This window comes from Nocardia sp. NPDC046763, assembly GCF_040645495.1.
GTDB lineage: Bacteria > Actinomycetota > Actinomycetes > Mycobacteriales > Mycobacteriaceae > Nocardia.
In genome coordinates this window covers 89,255-105,666 of record NZ_JBEYYI010000009.1, presented here as the reverse complement: position 1 = coordinate 105,666, position 16,412 = coordinate 89,255, and the positions used below count along the sequence as shown (strand labels likewise).

Below are 16,412 nucleotides of genomic sequence, written 5' to 3'. Positions count from 1 at the left end.
ACAGGCGTCGACAGGTGAGGTCTGCGCCCAGCTCGATACGCTGCAACCGGTACCGGGGCTGAATTCAACTCTGCGTCAGGGCGACACGCGCAGCTGCTCGGCCCGCAGCGGCTCACCCCACCGGCGGGACCGCAAACCCGGACAAGGTCGGTCATTTGACGCAGGGAACGGCGGTGGAGTCCATGCTGGACAGGTCGGTGGGGGAGGGGGCCTGCGTCCCGGTCGCGGTGGCCGGGACCGGGACCGGTGGTGTCGCGGAGGTGGTCTGGCCGGGTAGGTCGGGCGCCAAAGAGGTGATGGGTTCGCCGGTCGCAGCATCGGTGCCGATGGTCAGTTCGACGGTTTCCGCGTCGAGGGCCGCCGATTTCGTCGCGGTGAGTCCGAGTCGTTGGCCGAGTGCGGTGGCGGCGGCGTCCGCGCCGGGACCGTAGGCGATCGAGCTGGCGGTGTGGATGGGGCCGGTGGTGGCGGCACCGCGGATGAATCCCCGTGCCGACAATGCCAGTTCCACGCGTGCGGCCAGGCCGGTGCGGCCGGTGCTGTTCACCACGTTCAACACCACACCGGAGGCGGCGGGGATGGTCGGGTCGGTCGTGGCTGCGGCGGTCGCAGCGGTGGTGTGCGAGGTGAGCGGGGCGAGCAGGCTGGCCACGATGCCACGGATCTCGGTGGTGTCGACGACGTTGATGTCCTCGCCGAGGGCGTTGGTCCCGAAGTCCTTGACAGGCAGGGTGAACAGCGACATCCCGTCAGCGACCAGCGTCGACGCTTGTCGGGCGAACTGCGGCAGATCCAACTCGTTGTCGACGGCGATGTTCTGCTGTGCCACATCGAGGACGCCGCGCAGGCTGCTGGGAGTGGTGAGAGTGCCACTTGCCTGCAGTGTGCGGGCCAGCGACACGATGAACGCCTGCTGCCGCCGGGTCCGGTCGAGGTCGGTGAAGTTCAGTGACGGATCGGGATCACGACGCTGCCGCACGAACGACATCGCCTGCCCGGCGTCGATCTGCTGCGTCCCCTTGTGGAAGTCGGCGCCGGAGAAACTGTCGGATGTGTTCTCGTTGAGGCACACGGTGATCGGCTGTACGACCTGGGCGATCTGAAAGAACGCCACCAGCGTCACCTCGACGAAATGGTCCACCGGCACGCCGCCGAGAAAGCTGCGCACGGTCGCGATCTCGGCCTTGCGCCCCGCATCACGAGACTTCTTCTCCAGGTCGGGCGAATCCTCGGCACCGGACTTGGTCAGCTTGTCCTTGGCCCGCTGATACGCAAACCCGTACGCCTGTTTGATCTTTGCCTTGCAGGGCGAGGAATCACACGCCGCGGAATCGAGGTTGACGTAGTCGTCGCGCGGAATGGAGATGGCTGTCGCCCGCGAACCGTCGCCGGGAATGTGCACCAGGATAAGCACATTCGCGTTGTACCCGCCGACACTGTCGTCGCCGGCGTGCAGCGCGTCGTACATCGCCTGCGGCAACGGGTTTCCATGCTCGTCGAGGCGACTGTCCAATCCCATGATGAGGATGTTCTGGTCGGTGCCGTTGGATTTCGGGTCATCGGCCAGCGCGTCGGATGTGGTGACTCCGCCCAGTATCTGGTGATAGCTGCGCCATGCCATCGCGGTGCCGGCCACCACGAAGATCGCCAGCAGCGCCACAATAGTCCGCGCCACCACCAGCAACCGCACGGTGCGGCGCGTGGGCGGCTGATGCGCTCGGAGGCGCCGAGCCGACCGGCGAGACGACACCGCGTCGCCGTCCGCCGCATCCGGTCGCCTCCACCAACGCTCCCAAGCTTGCGTCATGCGGTCTGACTATAAGCGGAGGCCTCGCGGCCGCTGGGCATCTGCGCGCTTCGACATGCTGTGTGGCAGGCGGGGCAGCCAGGCAGGCGACCGCTGCGGCCGGGAACTCCTCTGGACCGCGGGGGAACCGGGCCTCCAACTCGAAGAATTTCAGCAATAGCCCGAAGCTCAGTCGCGTAGCCCCCGGTCTCGGCTATTTCGGTGACCCATGCCACAGTAATGTTCATGAGCTATCAGTACTCCAGCCTGACCGGGGCGATCGACGACATGGCCAGCCCGCTGCGCCAGTACTTCGACCAGCGGTACCCGAATCTCGAACCCGTGCAAGCCGACTACCGAGCCCGCGCGGGCACACTGCTCGTCGGTGGCACCGGCGCCAGCCCGGGAACCTTGGGCGCGGCCTTCGACTACCTACTCCGATTCACCTGCGCCGCCGAGTATGTACCCGAGACCGCGGTGTTCGCCGAACCGATCTTCCATCGCCCCGACCACATCGCCGTAGTCTGGGAGCTGGCCACACTGGCAGGCCACGCGTATATGCGGCCGCTGCCGGAGAACGCTTTGGAGATCGTCGCACGAGCGAGCTGGGCGTTGGCGCTGTGCGCGGAGCTGTACCGCAACCCGTTCGTCTTCTCCAATTCCCCACTGGCCGAACCAATTCGCAGCGACCGGTTCACCACCGAGGCTTTGCTCGCGCTGGCTCCCGGCGACGCTCTCACCGAGATGCGGTCGCTGTATCTACTCGCTCTCACCGAACTGGCCGAATTCCTGCCCGACCCATCGTCGGCGGTGGCCCTGGGACCGACGTTCGCCGCCTCGCAGCTCTGCTCGGCCGATGCCGACCTCATCGTGGACGGCGTCCTGATCGAGGTGAAGACCCGCCTCGGCGCGGCCAACCGTGAGACAGGGCAAAGATCGGACTCGCTGTCGCTGACCGACATCTACCAGATCATCGGCTACGCGCTGTTCGACACCACCGACACCTTCTCCGTCCATACCGCGGCCCTCTACTCCGCCCGCTACGGCGCATTGCACAAATGGCCGCTGCAGCAGCTGCTCGACACCCTCGCCGACGCGCCGATCGACCTCGCGGCCGAACGCGCCCACGTATGGAAACTTCTCGGCGGCCAGCAGATTCCGGCGATCCCCGTGCTCCGGTGAACCGCTGGCGCGTGAGTCTTTCCCGTGGCGTGCGTGTAGTAGCTCCCGGGCCCGAACCCGTCGTCATCGTCCTCGCCACCGACCAGGCCACCGCTCGGGTGATCATCGACGTTGAACTCGACGGAGCAACCCGCTTCCTTCGCGAAACGGACGATGTCCCGCAGGCCCTAGCAGATCGCCGCCTCCTCGTCCCAGACCTCAATCGTGAGAGTGAATTTGGACTCCAAGGGCACTGATCTTCCCCGACTGTCGTGCGGAAGTGCAGCGGGGCGGCGAGTTTCGCCGCCCCGCGTGGCGTCGCTACGGCTGGCGCCGGGGTGGACGGCGGCCACCGTGTGATCGAGAACAGTCTGTTCCTTGCGCAGTTCATAACGCCGGGCGGCCGGCGTGTCCTGGTCGATGCGCTCCGCCCGGTCGACGAAGTCGGCGAATCGGATCCGATGGCTCCGGATCGCCGTGCGAGGCTGATGGGCATGTCCGAACCACTCCATTACACGCCGCATCCGCGCATCGCCGAACGCAAGCAGGCCGGACCGCCTAAGATCACCGACGTGGCCACGGCGCCACCCGATTCCGCGTGGTACACGCGGTTCAACGCGAACCTGGCGGTCGTGATCACCAAGGGCGTCGGCACCATGTGGTGTGCGTACGCGTTCGCCGCGCTCAGTTTCGTATCGCTGCCAGCTGCGATCAGTTCGGGCAGTCCCGTCATCCTGGTGTCGTGGATCAGTCAGACGTTCTTGCAGCTCGTGCTCCTGAGCATCATCATCGTTGGCCAGAACATCCTGGCCGCGGCCGCCGACAAACGGGCCGAGGCCACCTACAAAGACAGTGACGCGATCCTGACCACCACTTTGGACATTCATCGGCACCTCGAGCAGCAGGACAAGCAGATTCGCGACCTGCTGGAGATGATCCGAGATGCGGAGCGGGCCCGGGAATCCTGAAGCCGACCCGAGCCGCAAAGGCTGTTCTCCTACCGAGGTTTCGGGGTCGACGTCTGTCGGGGTCGACGGGGCTGCCCTGGTCGACACGCCGACGTCGGGCAACGGCCGGTGATCCTCGGGGAGGGCAGGCCGGGTGTCGAGGTAGCTGTGGACGGTGTCGCGGTGTACCCCGAATTCCTTGGCCATCGGGTTTCAGAAGGTGAACTGGTCGCCGTAGGCCGTGGTCTGCGCCAGCCCCTCAGCGGTGCTCACCGTGGCGGTGACGAAAGGGACGGCCGATACCGGCGAGGCGCATTGGGCGATATTCAGCGCGGCATTGTAGAACGCGATGCGATACGGAAACGTCGTGTTGGCATGCAGGCGGACCGTCTCCGTTCTCGCGACAGTGACCTGGCCGGGTCCCAAGTTCCCGAACACGCCTTCGCCCACGCCCAGAGTCCCGCCGATACTGGGCCGGCCCGCACCGGGCGCGACGATCGAGGCGTTGGGGGAGCCAACCGAGGGGCGAATCCTGACTCCCAGCCCTTGATTGGTGCCGATCTCGACATCGAAGCCGCCGTCCACACTGATCCCGCAGCCGATGATGAATCCCGCGACCGCCTGTCCGGACGTGATCTGGCCGCCGTCCACGGTGACCGAGTAATCGCCCGACATCTGCGTGGCATGCGAGAACGTCATGAGGAAGTTCGGTGTCCGGTCACCGGGCGGGTTCGCCGCGATGCTGTCGACCGACGCCGTCAGATGTACTCCTCCAGCGGAGACATCTGCGCCGGGCGGCTGGGCGCGGCCGAGTCCGGCGCCGCCGACCCACAGGCCCAGTACGGCCAGACTTGCCGCGACCGTAGCGGCCACAGCGACGGTGAACGAACGTCGCATGCCTGGAGCCTTCCGGTTCGCAACGATTCGCAACTCGGTATCACAGGAACAAACCCGCACGGGATAGCGCTTGACAAGCCTAAACGGTGGCACCGGCCAGGCGTCGCCACAGCAAGGCGTGTCCACCCCCGTCGACCCCGACGGACATCGACACCGAAGCCGCCTCCCTTGTTGATTCACCGAGCCACATTCGCGTTCGGAAAACGAACGGATATGGACATCGTTCCTGGTCGCTCGGCATGTCCCCGAGTGCTGCGGTCGGGTGTATCACCAACCCCCGACCGCTCGACGCTGCCGGGTACACGGCATGCGCTACCGGCTCGACCTGCTGAAACGTAGTGCCCCAGAAGGGGTCTCACGATCGAAGGTCTGAGTACGCCGCCGCTGGCGGACTGGCATCGGATGCGGTGCAATCATCGCCGAGGATTGTGGGCAGCAGACTGCCGTGTACGAGCGTCGAATGCGCAGGTCTGGCGAACTCCGTGTCTATCACGCGATTACAACAAGTGCCGCCAACTGCGTCGAATGCGAACACGCGATGGTCCGCCTCACTCGCTGAACGACGCGGTGAATTCGCTGTGCGGAAGTGACCCGGGCGGTCGCGCGGGAAGGCCACCACGGCAAGGGAATTGACCATGCGAGCCGCATGGCGGCTTCGGTGAGAGGTCCGGGGAACGGACTGGAGTAATCCCGACACCGTGCCCCGGCCCACTCAACTCTGTTTCAACACATTCTCACAGTCCCTGAGGAGTCGGCCAGCGCCGGCTCCGAGCGGAATTGCTTGAAGGGACTGGCCTATGGGCGGGTCACCTCGGTGGCGTGGAGGTTGCGCAGGGCGCCGTCACCGGCCTCGTGCTGGGATGGGTAGAGCAGTTGCAAGGCCACGGTCAGCGGCGTGCCGGGCTCGATGGTGTGGTTGTCGTCCGGTGTGGCGATGACGACCGATCCGTCGGTGCCATCCTTGATCACCTTGTACCACTGAGTCTGCTGGGGATTGACGCGTGTTCGTGGCGGGACGTCGAAGCGGATCTCCCACCACACCACCCGCTGCGCGTGGGCGGCCAGCGTGAGTTCATAGCTGATGACCCACCCTTTCGCGTCCTCGGGCCAGGTCTGGGGCCACTGCCCGACGATCACGGGGGAGACGGTGACAGGAGGCCGATCGACCTCGGTGGTGACCGAGCCCGAGTGCCGTTCGGCGGTATTGGCGCGTGATGGTGAGGTGATGAGGCTGGTGCAGGTGAGTCGGCCCTCGTACTGCGGGTCGATGGTGCCGGTCAGGTTGATGACCGCCTTACTGCCCTTGGGCAGGTCGATCGGCATGTGTAAGCCGTCGCCGACCGAACCGGTGCCGCAGACCGCCCCATTCTCGGCCTGGCAGGTCAGTTCCAGATCGGTCAGCTCTGTCGGGATGGTGGCCTCCAGCACGGCGTCGGGGGCGTCGTTGGGGCCGAGATTCTGCACGCTGATGGAGTAGGTGATCCGATGTCCCGACTGCGCTGTCTGCGGGCCGCTGATCTCCAGAGGCATTTCCGCGGGCAGGGACACCTTGAGGTTCTTGATCCGGTGGTAGGCGGTCGCGGCGCCGGTTCCGGCTGCGAAGCCCAGCTTGAAGGTTTCCGGCACGGGTGGCTGACCGTCGGCGCCCGCGAGATTGAAGCCGTCGATCAGCAGGGTGCCGTTCGAGTTGGCTTTGTCGGCGTGGCGAACGGTGAGCCGACCGCCGATGATGGACACCTGAATGTGGGCACCGCGCTCCCACGACGCGTGGAACCCATTCGGCACCTGAACGCCGGTCAGCCAGGCGAACCCCTCCCGCAGACTGCCGGCTCCGCGTACCCCGACGGTGTCGGGTCGCTGTGCGCCGCCTCCGGTACCGGCCAGCGGTGTGGCGAAGTTCCCGAAGTTGTCGAAGCCGACGCCGACGAACCCGGCGGTGACTCCGGGCGCGACGATCTGCCCGGGCGAGGACTTCGTGATGGAGTAGCCGAGCGCGGCGCCGATGCCGCCGGGCTGTGTCGTGTGCGCGCCGTCGATCAGGTAGACACTGAAGCCGTCGCCGAGCGTGGCCCCTCCCTCGCAGGAGTAGTCGAAGTCGATGGTGACGCCGAGCGTCGACGAGAACGGCTGATCGAGGAACGCCGTCCCAGCTTGGGAATTGGTGTTGGGAGTGAGTTCCAGGCTGCCGCCGTTCAGCCGCGCGCTGCCCAGCAATTGCCAGTGCGGGTTGGTTGGGGTCTCCTGGGTGAACGATTCGACGATCGGGAACTGTGCCTGTTGGATGGTGACCGGTGCATACGTCGTCATAGTCGAATCCTCTCGGGGCTGGATGTGCCATGAGATGAGCGATTGCGCCGCGCAGATTGACCAGTACTCCGCAATGAAGATAGTGCCTTTCACGCTCCATGGCTAGAAGCACAAAGTGGACTGGAATGCAACATAATTGGTTAATTGCGTCGGTGCGATTAACCCGTCCAGTCTTTCCTCGCCTGTGTCCAAACGTGGAACGGTGCCTTCAACCTCGGAGGTTCACCTCGGGGGGTCTTCTCTTGGATTTAAGGCCCCGCAGTCACCCGCCGGGGTTGGGCCGGTGATTCAACCCCGAAACGGAACAGTGCCTCCCGCAGTTTGTTTCAGAATCGCTACACAAAGGTCGCCGAGTTGAAGGGGTCCCCGACCGTATCGCCGAAAATCGGGGTGGATATAACGTAATCCTCTGCAGGACAGGGGATTACGTAGGGGTCGGAGCCGAGCCTCGTGCGCACGTCCGGGAAGGACGATCGAGGCTCGGCTCCGCCGGATCCGATGATTGTCCTCAGACGTAGGTGAAGGGTATTCCTGCACTTGTGCCGACGGCTGTGGTGACGGTGACTTGCACCGTGCCCGTCCCGGGTGGAGTGACCGCGAGAATCAGCGTGTCGGACAACACGAGAAACAGGGTCGCCGGGGTGGCGCCGAAGGTTACCGCGGTGGCGCCGGTGAATCCGGTCCCGGTGAGGGCCAAGAAGGTTCCTCCGGTTACCGGGCCGGTGTTCGGGCTGATCGAGGTGATGGCGGGAATTCCCAGGTAGGTGTACGGCAGGCCGTTACTGGCACCCGCTGTGCTGGTGGCTGTCACCGCTACCGTGCCTGTCCCGGCAGGAGTGACCGCGGTGATCTGGGTGTCCGACACGATCGTGAACGACGTTGCCGGTGTGGCACCGAATTTGACTCCGGTGACGCCGGACAGGCCCAGGCCGGTAATGGTCACCGTGGTTCCGCCGGCTTGCGGTCCCACCGTCGGTATCAAGAACAGCAGGATCGGCGCCAGCACGTAGGTGAAGGCGAGCCCGCTGCTCGTGCCGGCCGCGGTGGTGACCGTGACCGGTACCGTCCCGAGACCCGGTGGAGTGACAGCGGTGATCTGCGTATCGGAGTTGACGGTGAACGAGGCCGCCGGAAGGATGCCGAAAAACACTGCGGTAGCGCCGGTGAACCCCGTGCCGGTCAAGATGACGGTCGTGCCTCCGGTTATCGGTCCCGTCGCCGGACTGATCGAACTCAGCGTGGGTACCGGCCGGTACGTGAACGGAACGCCAGCACTTACTCCGGCCGCGGTGGTGACCGTGACCTGCACGGTGCCCGTGCCCGGAGGAGCGATCGCGAGGATCTGGGTGTCCGACAACACGAAAAACAAGGTTGCCGGGGTGGCGCCGAAACTCACCGCGGTGGCACTGGTGAACCCGGTACCGGTCACGGTGACCACGGCGCCTCCGGTCACCGGCCCCGAATTCGGGCTGACCGAGATCACGGTGGGTACTCCCACATAGGTGAATGGCAGCCCGTTACTCGAACCCGCCGTGCTGGTGACCGTGACCGACACCGTGCCGGCCCCCGCGGGAGCGATCGCTGTGATTTGTGTGTTCGATACGATCGTGAACGAAGTCGCCGGTGTGGCACCGAAATTGACCCCGGTGGCGCTGGACAGACCGGTACCGGTCAGCGTCACCGTCGTTCCCCCGGCGGTCGGCCCGGTGATGGGAGCTATGAAGATCAACGAGGGAACCGCCGCGTAGGTATAGGAAGCGCCGTTGCTCGTTCCACCGGCGTTGGAGACGGTCACCTGTACCGTTCCCGTTCCCGGCGGCGCGATCGCCGTGATCTGCGTATCCGAATTGATGGTGAAAGTCGTTGCGGTCGCGCCGAACTGCACGGTGTCCGGCCCGGTGAACCCGCTACCGGTGATAACCACGGGGTTACCCCCGGAGGCCGGCCCCGAGGGCGGTGAGATAGCAGTGATAGTAGGCATGATGGTGCCTCCTTGTCGGTCAAGAGGGTGACGCAGGGATGCAACAGATTGCGCTGCGGTGGGTTTGCCGACTCTCGCCATGGCACGGCAATATCCAGTAACACTCCTGAACCACCACTGAGGCAAGACATCTCGCGATCCGCTTTGGTCCGCTTTGCAGACGTACTGCCCCCGGCGGGCGAAGCCGGAGCAATGACGTGTAGTCCCACGTGACGGTGCTGGCCGCCCGGACGACGACTCTGCAACCAGCATTTTCCCGTCGACCGCCTCCCGAGCCGGTGACCGACAGACCGAACACCAACCGCCCTCAGCGGACATGACTTGTCGGGACGGCGAGTGGCGCAACGAAAGCGCGGGCCGGTCGCAAAGCAGTGACACGTGTGCCCGATGCGGCGGTGGTTGGGGTGTCTGGCAACACGTGGGCGAAACCGGACGAAAGGGGATCGGCAGATGCGTTGCCCGGCAGCCGGTCCAGGGGTGTTAATGAAGGCGCCGGAGTCTTCGGCAGCACTCCACACCTGTGGGGTGTGGGGCGTCGATCGAACGCAGCGATCAGGAGGCGAGCATTGTGGCTACCGTCGCGTCGCTGTCTGCGTCGTCAGGACCTACCGGGACCGGCGGGAGGTGATCCGGTATGAGAAGTGTGAGGCCGCCGACCCGTCACGACCCGTTCGAGGTTGTGTTGTGTGCGGTGTTCGGTATTTCGGCGCTGGTGCAGTGTTTCCGTGGTGCGCCGGTGAATTCCGCGGTCGCGACTTTGCCTGCGGGGTTGCGGATGCTGTGGTTGGGGTTGACGTTGGCGGGTGCTGTGGTGACTCTTGTCGGTGTATTCGCCCGGCGGGTATGGGGTTATCTGGTCGAGCAGATCGGTGTGGGGGCGTTGGGCTGGTCGCTGGTGGCTTCCGGTGCGCGACTGTCGATGATGGGGTTCCATCAGCGAACCATCAGTGCGGCCACGGTCTTGGGTGGTGTGTTGCCCGTGGCGGTGGGTGTCGCGTTCTTGTGGAAGCGCCGGCAGTTGTTGCGGGACTTGAAGATGTTGCACGCGATCCGGGACAGGAGGGCCGCCTCGTGAATGCGTTCGCGTCCTCACCGTTGTTCTCCGCGCTCATGTTGCTCGCCAGTTCTTCGGCGCTGTCGGCGGCGGTGACCGCGTGGTTCAAACGCGGCGATGTCGATGCCAGCATGACCAAGAAGAAGGCCGATGCCGCGAAGGTGCTCAGCGACCTCGCGATCTCCGAAACCCAGCGGATGTCGGAGCAGATGGGTGAGTTCCGGATGGCGTTACGTGCTCATCGTGAGTGGGACCGGAAGATGGTGGCCCGCGCGCGTCAAGCGGGCATCGACTTCGACGACCCTCCCGAGCTGTATCTGTAACGAACCACCAGGTGGACGGCAACAGACCAGCTCGTCCACGAAAACGGAATGGGTGCAAGGAAACTGAACCAGTGGTTGACGGCCCGTGACTCGTCAGCGGCCTGCCGAGTCTGGTGGATGGGCCGCGCTGCGGTGCTGGAAAGCCTGAAGCCGACCGGCCTTCTCTCTCGTCATCCGTGGGATTTGGGTGGCGGGAGGCCCGGAACCAAGACTGCGATGTGCGGTCCGGGCGATGCCACCTGGATATAGCTGGGTGTCGACCGCCGACCCGACAGATGCAGGCCCTGGACCGATCCCAGCCGGCCGCTGCGTAACTGGGACAAAGGCAGTGTCGTGCAACATCTGATTCTCACCTATGGGCTGGCCGCGATATTCGTGCTGATAGCCGCGGAGTCAGCGTGCATTCCCACTCCCTGGGTGCTGCGCTTGATTCTGGGTGGCGGGGCCAGTCGCTCACGGCCCGGTTGATGTCCTCGACTGGGCTGCTGGACAACGAACCACGACTGTCGCGGCAGCGCCTCCTACATGGCCGAGCTCACCAGAATTCCTGCCTGCCAGGCATCGATGGTCTCGCAGAGGAGTCGATGTGTTCGATTACGGCGGTGGCGAATTCGTTCGGGTGAGTCAGGTGTGGTGCATGCGCGCACCCGTGGATGACACGCAGCATGGCTCCGGGAATGGTGTCGGTGAGGATGCGCACGACCGGTGCGTACCACGGCAGTCCCCGGTCACCGTGCGTGATCAAGATTGGTACGGAAAGACTCGCCAGTAGTCGGGTCGCCAACGCCAGCCGGTCGGGGTCGCGGGCCTGGTCCAGCCAGGTGTCGGCGTGCGCGATAAAGGACTCGCGCAGTCTCGGGCTGAGTACATGATCCCAGGTTCCGGGGCCGAAGCCGACTTCATCGACGAATTTCCTTGTGCCCTCTTCAATTTGGCCGCTCGTGAGCAGCTCGATGACTCGGCCCATGCGGTCGCGCACCAGTTCGGCCAACCCGGTCTCGCCGGCCTCGGCGAGCAGCGCGAACAGCGGTGGTTCGTGAATGGTGAGACTGTGGCACAGCTGCGGATACCGCAGCGCCAACAGCAGCGCGACCGTGGCGCCGTAGGAGTGACCGACAACATGGACAGGACCGTGTCCGAGGTGTTGCACGAGACCGGCGAGGTCGTCCACGTCCTCGCCGATTCGTCCTTGCCCGGGCGGGCAGTCGCTGCGACCATGGCCGCGTCGGTCGTACCGGATGACGGTCAGATGCGGTTCGAGGTACGGAACCACGTCATCCCATCCGTGATGGTCGTCCCACGATCCGTGCACGAGAACGACCGGCTCCCCGTGTCCGCTCGTCTGATAGTGCAGAACCAGGCCATCGATGACTATGTCGGACAAGTCAATTCGCCCTTCCTGTTGATACGGCGTGATGGTTCGAGGTCCTTCGAGGGATATCGGTGACAGTTTTCATTACCACTCACCCAGCCTGCGACCTAAAGTCGGCTTCATGTCAAGCTTGTCCGCAACGGAGCAAACCTTTTCGATCGGTGCGGTCGCTCGCCGTGCCGGCGTCGCCGTGTCGACACTGCGCTGGTGGGAGCGGATGGGACTGGTCGTGCCGGCAGGCCGTATGTCCGGCAAGCGGCGATACGACCACGCAAATCTGCGACGAATCGCATTGATCCAGCTCTGGCAACGTGCGTCGATGAGTTTGGACGAGATCGCGACCGTGCTCGCCGGAAGTAGCAGCGACCGGGATTGGCGAGATGCGGTGCGCGCGCGAGTGGCTGTCTGCGACGAGCAGCTGGCCCGGATCACCGCCGCCCGCGACTATCTGTCACATCTGATCGAATGCCCGAATGATCATCCTGCCGACAACTGCCCGTACCTGGCCGACGCCATCAACGAAATCCTGGCTGGCCGATCCGATACCGGCTGGGGCTCGAGGTGATTGGCTGGACGGCTCCCGTGCGCAGCTACAAGGTCAACCTCGTCGTTACCGACGGTCCGGCAGCGCCTGCGGACTGACGCACGGTAACAGTGGGGGCGCTGGTGTCGAGCGAAGATCCCTCATTACCCTCGCTCGACACCAGCACGATCAATGGGGCTGGATATCGCTCACCGCCCGGTCTTCGGCTGCAGTAGGTGCGGCTCTCCGCAGACCTGGATGTTGACGAGGGTGCCCACGGGCGGGGGAGTGGAGTCCGCAGCCGTATAGGCGATGAGTCGATTCGGAAGGGCGACACCAGGTTCCGGCGTGAGCTCGACGCGGTGGTCGTAGCCACGGAAGTGGCTGCGCTCGATGCGGCAAGGCACTGACGCCGGTGCGGGCTCGTCACCGAGCCGGAGTTGTGGCGGCCGGACCAGGAGGTACGACCCCGGTGCGGCGGTTGCTCGGAGGCCGAGTGCGGTCAGCGTCGCCGGTTCCGTGGGAATCAGGTTGGCCTCGCCCAGGGTGCGGGCCACCTCGGCATCGACGGGGTGGTGGAACAGTTCGTGGGGTTCACCTGCTTGGGCGATGCATCCTTCGCGCAGTACCGCGATGAGATCGGCGAAGGCGAGTGCCTCGTCGACGTCGTGGGTGACCAGGATGGCGGTGGCGCGGGCCTGGTGCAGCAGGTCGGCGACTTCGGTGCGCAGGTCGGCGCGGAGCGCGGCGTCGAGTGCGGAGAACGGTTCGTCGAGCAGCAACAGGTCCGGGCGCGGGGCCAGGGCGCGGGCAAGGGCGACGCGTTGTTGCTGCCCACCGGAGAGTTGGTGAGGGTGGCGGTCGCCGAATCCGTTGAGGCCGACCAGATCCAGCATCTCGGCGATACGGTCGCTGCGTTTCGCGCGGGCCAGGCCGAATCCGATATTGGCGGCGACACTCAGATGCGGGAACAACGCGCCGCTCTGGGGCACGTAGCCGATGCGTCGCTGTTCGGCGGATACACGGGTGCGGCCGTCGTCGAGGACGCGGCCGCCGACGGTGACGGTGCCGCCGTGCGCGCGGTGGAATCCGGCGATGACCCGTAGCAGGGTGGATTTGCCGCAGCCGGACGGGCCCAGGACGCAGGCGAGCGCGCCGTCGTCGACCGCGAGGTCCACACCGTGCAGAACGGTGTTACGGCCATGGGTCGCGGTCAGATTGGCGATTTTGACGCCGGTCATCGGGCACCTTCTTCTGCCGTGCGCAAGGTTCGTGTGGCCACCATCAACACGGCGGGAATCGAGAGAGCGGTCATCACCACGGCGTACGGTGCGGCCGCGCCCCACGCCAATCCCGAGGTGTAGACCCAGAATTGGGTGGCCAGGGTTTGGGTTCCGGTGGGCCGCAACAAGAGTGTGGCGGTCAGCTCGGTCGTCGAGGTGAGCGCGACCATCGCGAAGGCTGCCCCGAGCCCGGGGGCGATGAGCGGCAGCGTGACTCGACCGAGCACCGCCCACCAGCGGGTGCCCAGGGATCGCGCGACCTCCTCGACGCCCGGGGGTACCTGGGCCAGCGACGCGCGGACCGCGGTGAGGGCGAGCGGGAAGAACAGCACGACGTAACCGGCCACCAGCATCGGCGGCTGCTGATACAGCGGCTGCGCGTAGCGAATACCGAAGTACACCACCGCCAAAGCGACGGCGATGCCCGGCAGCGCCCGGGTCAGGTAGGCGGCACGTTCGATACCGCGCGCCAATCTGGTGTCACGCCGCCACGCGTACAGCGCGACCGGGATGGCGGCCACGGTCGCGGTCACGGCCGCGGTGAGGGCGTAGCCGACGGTCGTCATGGTCTGCGCCCAGATCGAGGCGGGCGGCAGGGTGCTCGAGTTGCCGCGCACCAGCCAGTAGCCGAGGGCGAAGATCGGGACGCCCAGCGTTATCGCGGTCACCGACAGCAGACCGAAGAACGCGGGAATCGTGGCCCAGCCCAAAGCGATCGGCGGGCAGGGGCGGCCCGTCGTGCCCGTGGTGACGATCCGTCCGCGTCGCCCCACGCGCGCTTCCGCTGTCACGACCAGCAGCGCCAGGCCGATCAGGACCAGGGTGAGCATGCTGGCCGATGCGGTGTCGAAGGCCGTCGCGTACTGGGTGTAGATGGCGGTGGCGAAGGTGGTGAACCGGACCATCGCGAACGCGCCGTATTCCCCGAGCAGATACAGCGACACCAGCAATGCGCCACCGGCCAGGGCGGGCCTGGTCAGCGGAAGGGTCACCCGCCACATCGTGGCGATCGGGCCGTGACCGAGGCTGCGCGCGACCTCTTCGGCCGAACCGTCCCCGCGTCGCAGTACAGCGGCGACGGGCAGGAAAACCAGTGGGTACAAGGCGGATTCGATCAGCACCGCGCCCCAGAAGCCGTGCACGGAGGGGAACAGCGAGACCCAGCAGTAGCCGTGGACGAACTCCGGAACCGCCAGCGGCATGGTCAAAACGACTGTCCACCAGCGTTTCCCGGGCAGATCGGTGCGTTCGACGAGCCAGGCAGCACCGAATCCGACCAGTGCGGTGATCAGGGTGACGACCACGGCCAGGCTCAGTGTGTGCCACAGCAGGGTCGCCATGAGTGGACGGCCCAGCAGCCGGTGCGCGGCCGGCCATCCGGAGTGATACGCCTGCAGCACAACGAAGATCAGCGGGCTGATCATCAGCAGCGTGATCAGCCCGGCGACGAGGCCGAGGCCGGGCAGCGGGCGGCGCGCCCATCCCCGGATCGGGAAGGCGCGCGCTCGCTCGACCGCGGGGAGTGTCACGACAGCAGGCCGGTTTCCTGCATCAACTCGATGGCCTGGCTGCCGTCGCCGAGATCGCTCGCCTTGGCGATCGGGCCGGAGTCCTGCAGCGATCGAGTCAGTCGCGTATCGGTCACACCGGAGACCAGCGGGTATTCGAAGCTTTCGGAGGTGGCGATGATCTGCTGGGCGGGCTGGCTGACCAGGTAGGCCAGCCACTTCTGCGCCGCGGCCTGATGCTTGCTCGACGCGAGCACCGCCGCACCCGAGATGTCCACCAGCGCACCGGGATCGCCCTGGGCGAAGTACGACAGCGCGCTGTGGATGTTGCCTTCGCCCTTCTCCTCGCGCAGGCGGTACCAGTAGTAGTGATCGACGACGCCGCCATCGACCTCGCCACGGTCGACCGCGGCGATCAAGTCCTCGTTGCTCTGGTAGACCTTGCCGTTTTCCTTGAGGCCCTGCAGCCAGGCACGGGTGGCGGGCACGCCCGACGCGGCGATCATCCGCGACACGATCGGCGCGAAGTCGGTTTCGCTCGGTGCGACACCGAGGCGGCCCTTCCACGCAGGGGTGGCCAGATCCTTCACCGATGTCGGGGCCTGGGCGGACTGGAGCTTGCCGGTGTTGTAGACGAACGCGGCCGAGCGGGCCGACACCGCGACCCAGTCGCCCTTGTCGGAGCTGACCCCGGCGGGCATCGCCGACAGGGTCGAGTCATCGACCTTGGCGAGTTTGTTCTTGCCCTCCAACAGGTTCAGGGCGGGCGGGTTCTCGGCGAAATAGGCGTCGGCGGGGGTGGCGTCGCCCTCGGACAAAATCTGGTTGGCCAGCTCCGCCTCATCGCCGGAGCGCACGTTCACGCTCACGCCGGTGCGCTGCTGAAAGTCCTTGACCAGCGCGGTCACGGTCTGCTCATGCTGGCCGCTGTAGAGCGTGATCGAGTCCGCCGAGGACTTACTGCCGGAACACCCGGCGATCGACAGCACGACTGCCGATGCCGCGGCGACCGCCACGGCAGTGCGAAGCGAGCGGGACATGAGAACCTCCGAATTACCACGTTCGATTGTGAAGCTGAATCTTGTGAGTGCCGTTCAGGAGAACAGCGTGGCCCCGATGCAGTCGCCGTCGCCGCGCGCGCCGGGCGGGACGGCGAAGATGCCGGTGGCCGTGTGGGTGGTGAACTGGCTCATCGCGTCACTTGTCCAAGGACCCACACGCGGCGACCCCCGCCACGGCGACCCACCCCACTACCGCGCACCCCACCATT

The 16,412-nt window shown here is 65.8% G+C and carries 13 protein-coding genes; 5 read left to right on the top strand and 8 right to left on the bottom strand.

The features are described from left to right. Window positions 1-151: 151 nt before the first annotated feature. Window positions 152-1,807, bottom strand: a complete 1,656-nt coding sequence (locus ABZ909_RS16930) for an LCP family protein (RefSeq protein WP_357000129.1) — start codon at window positions 1,805-1,807, stop codon at window positions 152-154. Between the two features lie 225 nt (window positions 1,808-2,032). On the opposite strand from ABZ909_RS16930, the gene ABZ909_RS16925 reads away from it, so the two are divergent. Together ABZ909_RS16925 and ABZ909_RS16920 are read left to right on the top strand one after the other, a co-directional pair. Further along, on the top strand, window positions 2,033-2,968 hold the full coding sequence (locus tag ABZ909_RS16925) for a hypothetical protein (RefSeq protein ID WP_357000126.1): 936 nt from the start codon (window positions 2,033-2,035) through the stop codon (window positions 2,966-2,968). A gap of 317 nt (window positions 2,969-3,285) precedes the next feature. Further along, the gene (locus tag ABZ909_RS16920; protein ID WP_357000123.1) at window positions 3,286-3,915 is read left to right on the top strand and encodes a hypothetical protein; all 630 of its coding nucleotides are present in this window, start codon (window positions 3,286-3,288) and stop codon (window positions 3,913-3,915) included. 192 nt (window positions 3,916-4,107) lie between these two features. On the opposite strand, the gene ABZ909_RS16915 is transcribed toward ABZ909_RS16920, so the two are convergent. The 3 genes from ABZ909_RS16915 to ABZ909_RS16905 form a co-directional block, all read right to left on the bottom strand. After that, window positions 4,108-4,791, bottom strand: coding sequence for an MspA family porin (locus tag ABZ909_RS16915; RefSeq protein ID WP_357000121.1), 684 nt, complete (start codon window positions 4,789-4,791; stop codon window positions 4,108-4,110). Window positions 4,792-5,586: 795 nt separating this feature from the next. After that, window positions 5,587-7,098, bottom strand: a complete 1,512-nt coding sequence (locus ABZ909_RS16910) for a hypothetical protein (RefSeq protein WP_357000118.1) — start codon at window positions 7,096-7,098, stop codon at window positions 5,587-5,589. Between the two features lie 508 nt (window positions 7,099-7,606). After that, complete coding sequence (locus ABZ909_RS16905) at window positions 7,607-9,079, bottom strand: IPT/TIG domain-containing protein (RefSeq protein ID WP_357000116.1); 1,473 nt, start codon at window positions 9,077-9,079, stop codon at window positions 7,607-7,609. A 682-nt stretch (window positions 9,080-9,761) separates the two neighbouring features. Here ABZ909_RS16905 and ABZ909_RS16900 point away from each other — a divergent pair. Continuing rightward, on the top strand, window positions 9,762-10,154 hold the full coding sequence (locus tag ABZ909_RS16900) for a hypothetical protein (RefSeq protein ID WP_357000113.1): 393 nt from the start codon (window positions 9,762-9,764) through the stop codon (window positions 10,152-10,154). Then, a complete protein-coding gene (locus tag ABZ909_RS16895; protein ID WP_357000110.1) occupies window positions 10,151-10,456 on the top strand; it encodes a hypothetical protein in 306 nt (101 codons plus the stop codon). Before ABZ909_RS16900 ends, ABZ909_RS16895 begins: the two co-directional genes overlap by 4 nt. Before the next feature lie 535 nt (window positions 10,457-10,991). On the opposite strand, the gene ABZ909_RS16890 is transcribed toward ABZ909_RS16895, so the two are convergent. Further along, window positions 10,992-11,840, bottom strand: a complete 849-nt coding sequence (locus ABZ909_RS16890; protein WP_357000107.1) for an alpha/beta hydrolase — start codon at window positions 11,838-11,840, stop codon at window positions 10,992-10,994. A gap of 31 nt (window positions 11,841-11,871) precedes the next feature. Between ABZ909_RS16890 and ABZ909_RS16885 the strand changes: the two genes are divergently transcribed. Beyond that, window positions 11,872-12,393, top strand: a complete 522-nt coding sequence (locus ABZ909_RS16885; protein ID WP_357000503.1) for a MerR family transcriptional regulator — start codon at window positions 11,872-11,874, stop codon at window positions 12,391-12,393. A gap of 167 nt (window positions 12,394-12,560) precedes the next feature. Here the strand turns inward: ABZ909_RS16885 and ABZ909_RS16880 are convergent, their stop codons facing one another. From ABZ909_RS16880 to ABZ909_RS16870, 3 genes are read right to left on the bottom strand one after another with little or no spacing between them, the layout of a single operon-like run. Next, entirely contained in the window at window positions 12,561-13,592 is a 1,032-nt protein-coding gene (locus tag ABZ909_RS16880) for an ABC transporter ATP-binding protein (protein WP_357000105.1), read from the bottom strand. After that, complete coding sequence (locus ABZ909_RS16875; RefSeq protein WP_357000103.1) at window positions 13,589-15,163, bottom strand: iron ABC transporter permease; 1,575 nt, start codon at window positions 15,161-15,163, stop codon at window positions 13,589-13,591. The genes ABZ909_RS16880 and ABZ909_RS16875 overlap by 4 nt, the downstream gene beginning before the upstream one ends. Beyond that, entirely contained in the window at window positions 15,160-16,182 is a 1,023-nt protein-coding gene (locus ABZ909_RS16870) for an iron ABC transporter substrate-binding protein (RefSeq protein WP_357000100.1), read from the bottom strand. The genes ABZ909_RS16875 and ABZ909_RS16870 overlap by 4 nt, the downstream gene beginning before the upstream one ends. Between the last annotated feature and the right edge of the window lie 230 nt (window positions 16,183-16,412).

What these genes read in the sequence shown, in the direction of transcription:
- ABZ909_RS16915 (WP_357000121.1), bottom strand. Translation starts at nt 4,791, where the DNA reads ATGCGACGTTCGTTCACCGTCGCTGTGGCCGCTACGGTCGCGGCAAGT.
- ABZ909_RS16905 (WP_357000116.1), bottom strand. Translation starts at nt 9,079, where the DNA reads ATGCCTACTATCACTGCTATCTCACCGCCCTCGGGGCCGGCCTCCGGG.
- ABZ909_RS16870 (WP_357000100.1), bottom strand. Translation starts at nt 16,182, where the DNA reads ATGTCCCGCTCGCTTCGCACTGCCGTGGCGGTCGCCGCGGCATCGGCA.
- ABZ909_RS16885 (WP_357000503.1), top strand. Translation starts at nt 11,872, where the DNA reads ATGGTTCGAGGTCCTTCGAGGGATATCGGTGACAGTTTTCATTACCAC.
- ABZ909_RS16880 (WP_357000105.1), bottom strand. Translation starts at nt 13,592, where the DNA reads ATGACCGGCGTCAAAATCGCCAATCTGACCGCGACCCATGGCCGTAAC.
- ABZ909_RS16925 (WP_357000126.1), top strand. Translation starts at nt 2,033, where the DNA reads ATGAGCTATCAGTACTCCAGCCTGACCGGGGCGATCGACGACATGGCC.
- ABZ909_RS16910 (WP_357000118.1), bottom strand. Translation starts at nt 7,098, where the DNA reads ATGACGACGTATGCACCGGTCACCATCCAACAGGCACAGTTCCCGATC.
- ABZ909_RS16930 (WP_357000129.1), bottom strand. Translation starts at nt 1,807, where the DNA reads ATGACGCAAGCTTGGGAGCGTTGGTGGAGGCGACCGGATGCGGCGGAC.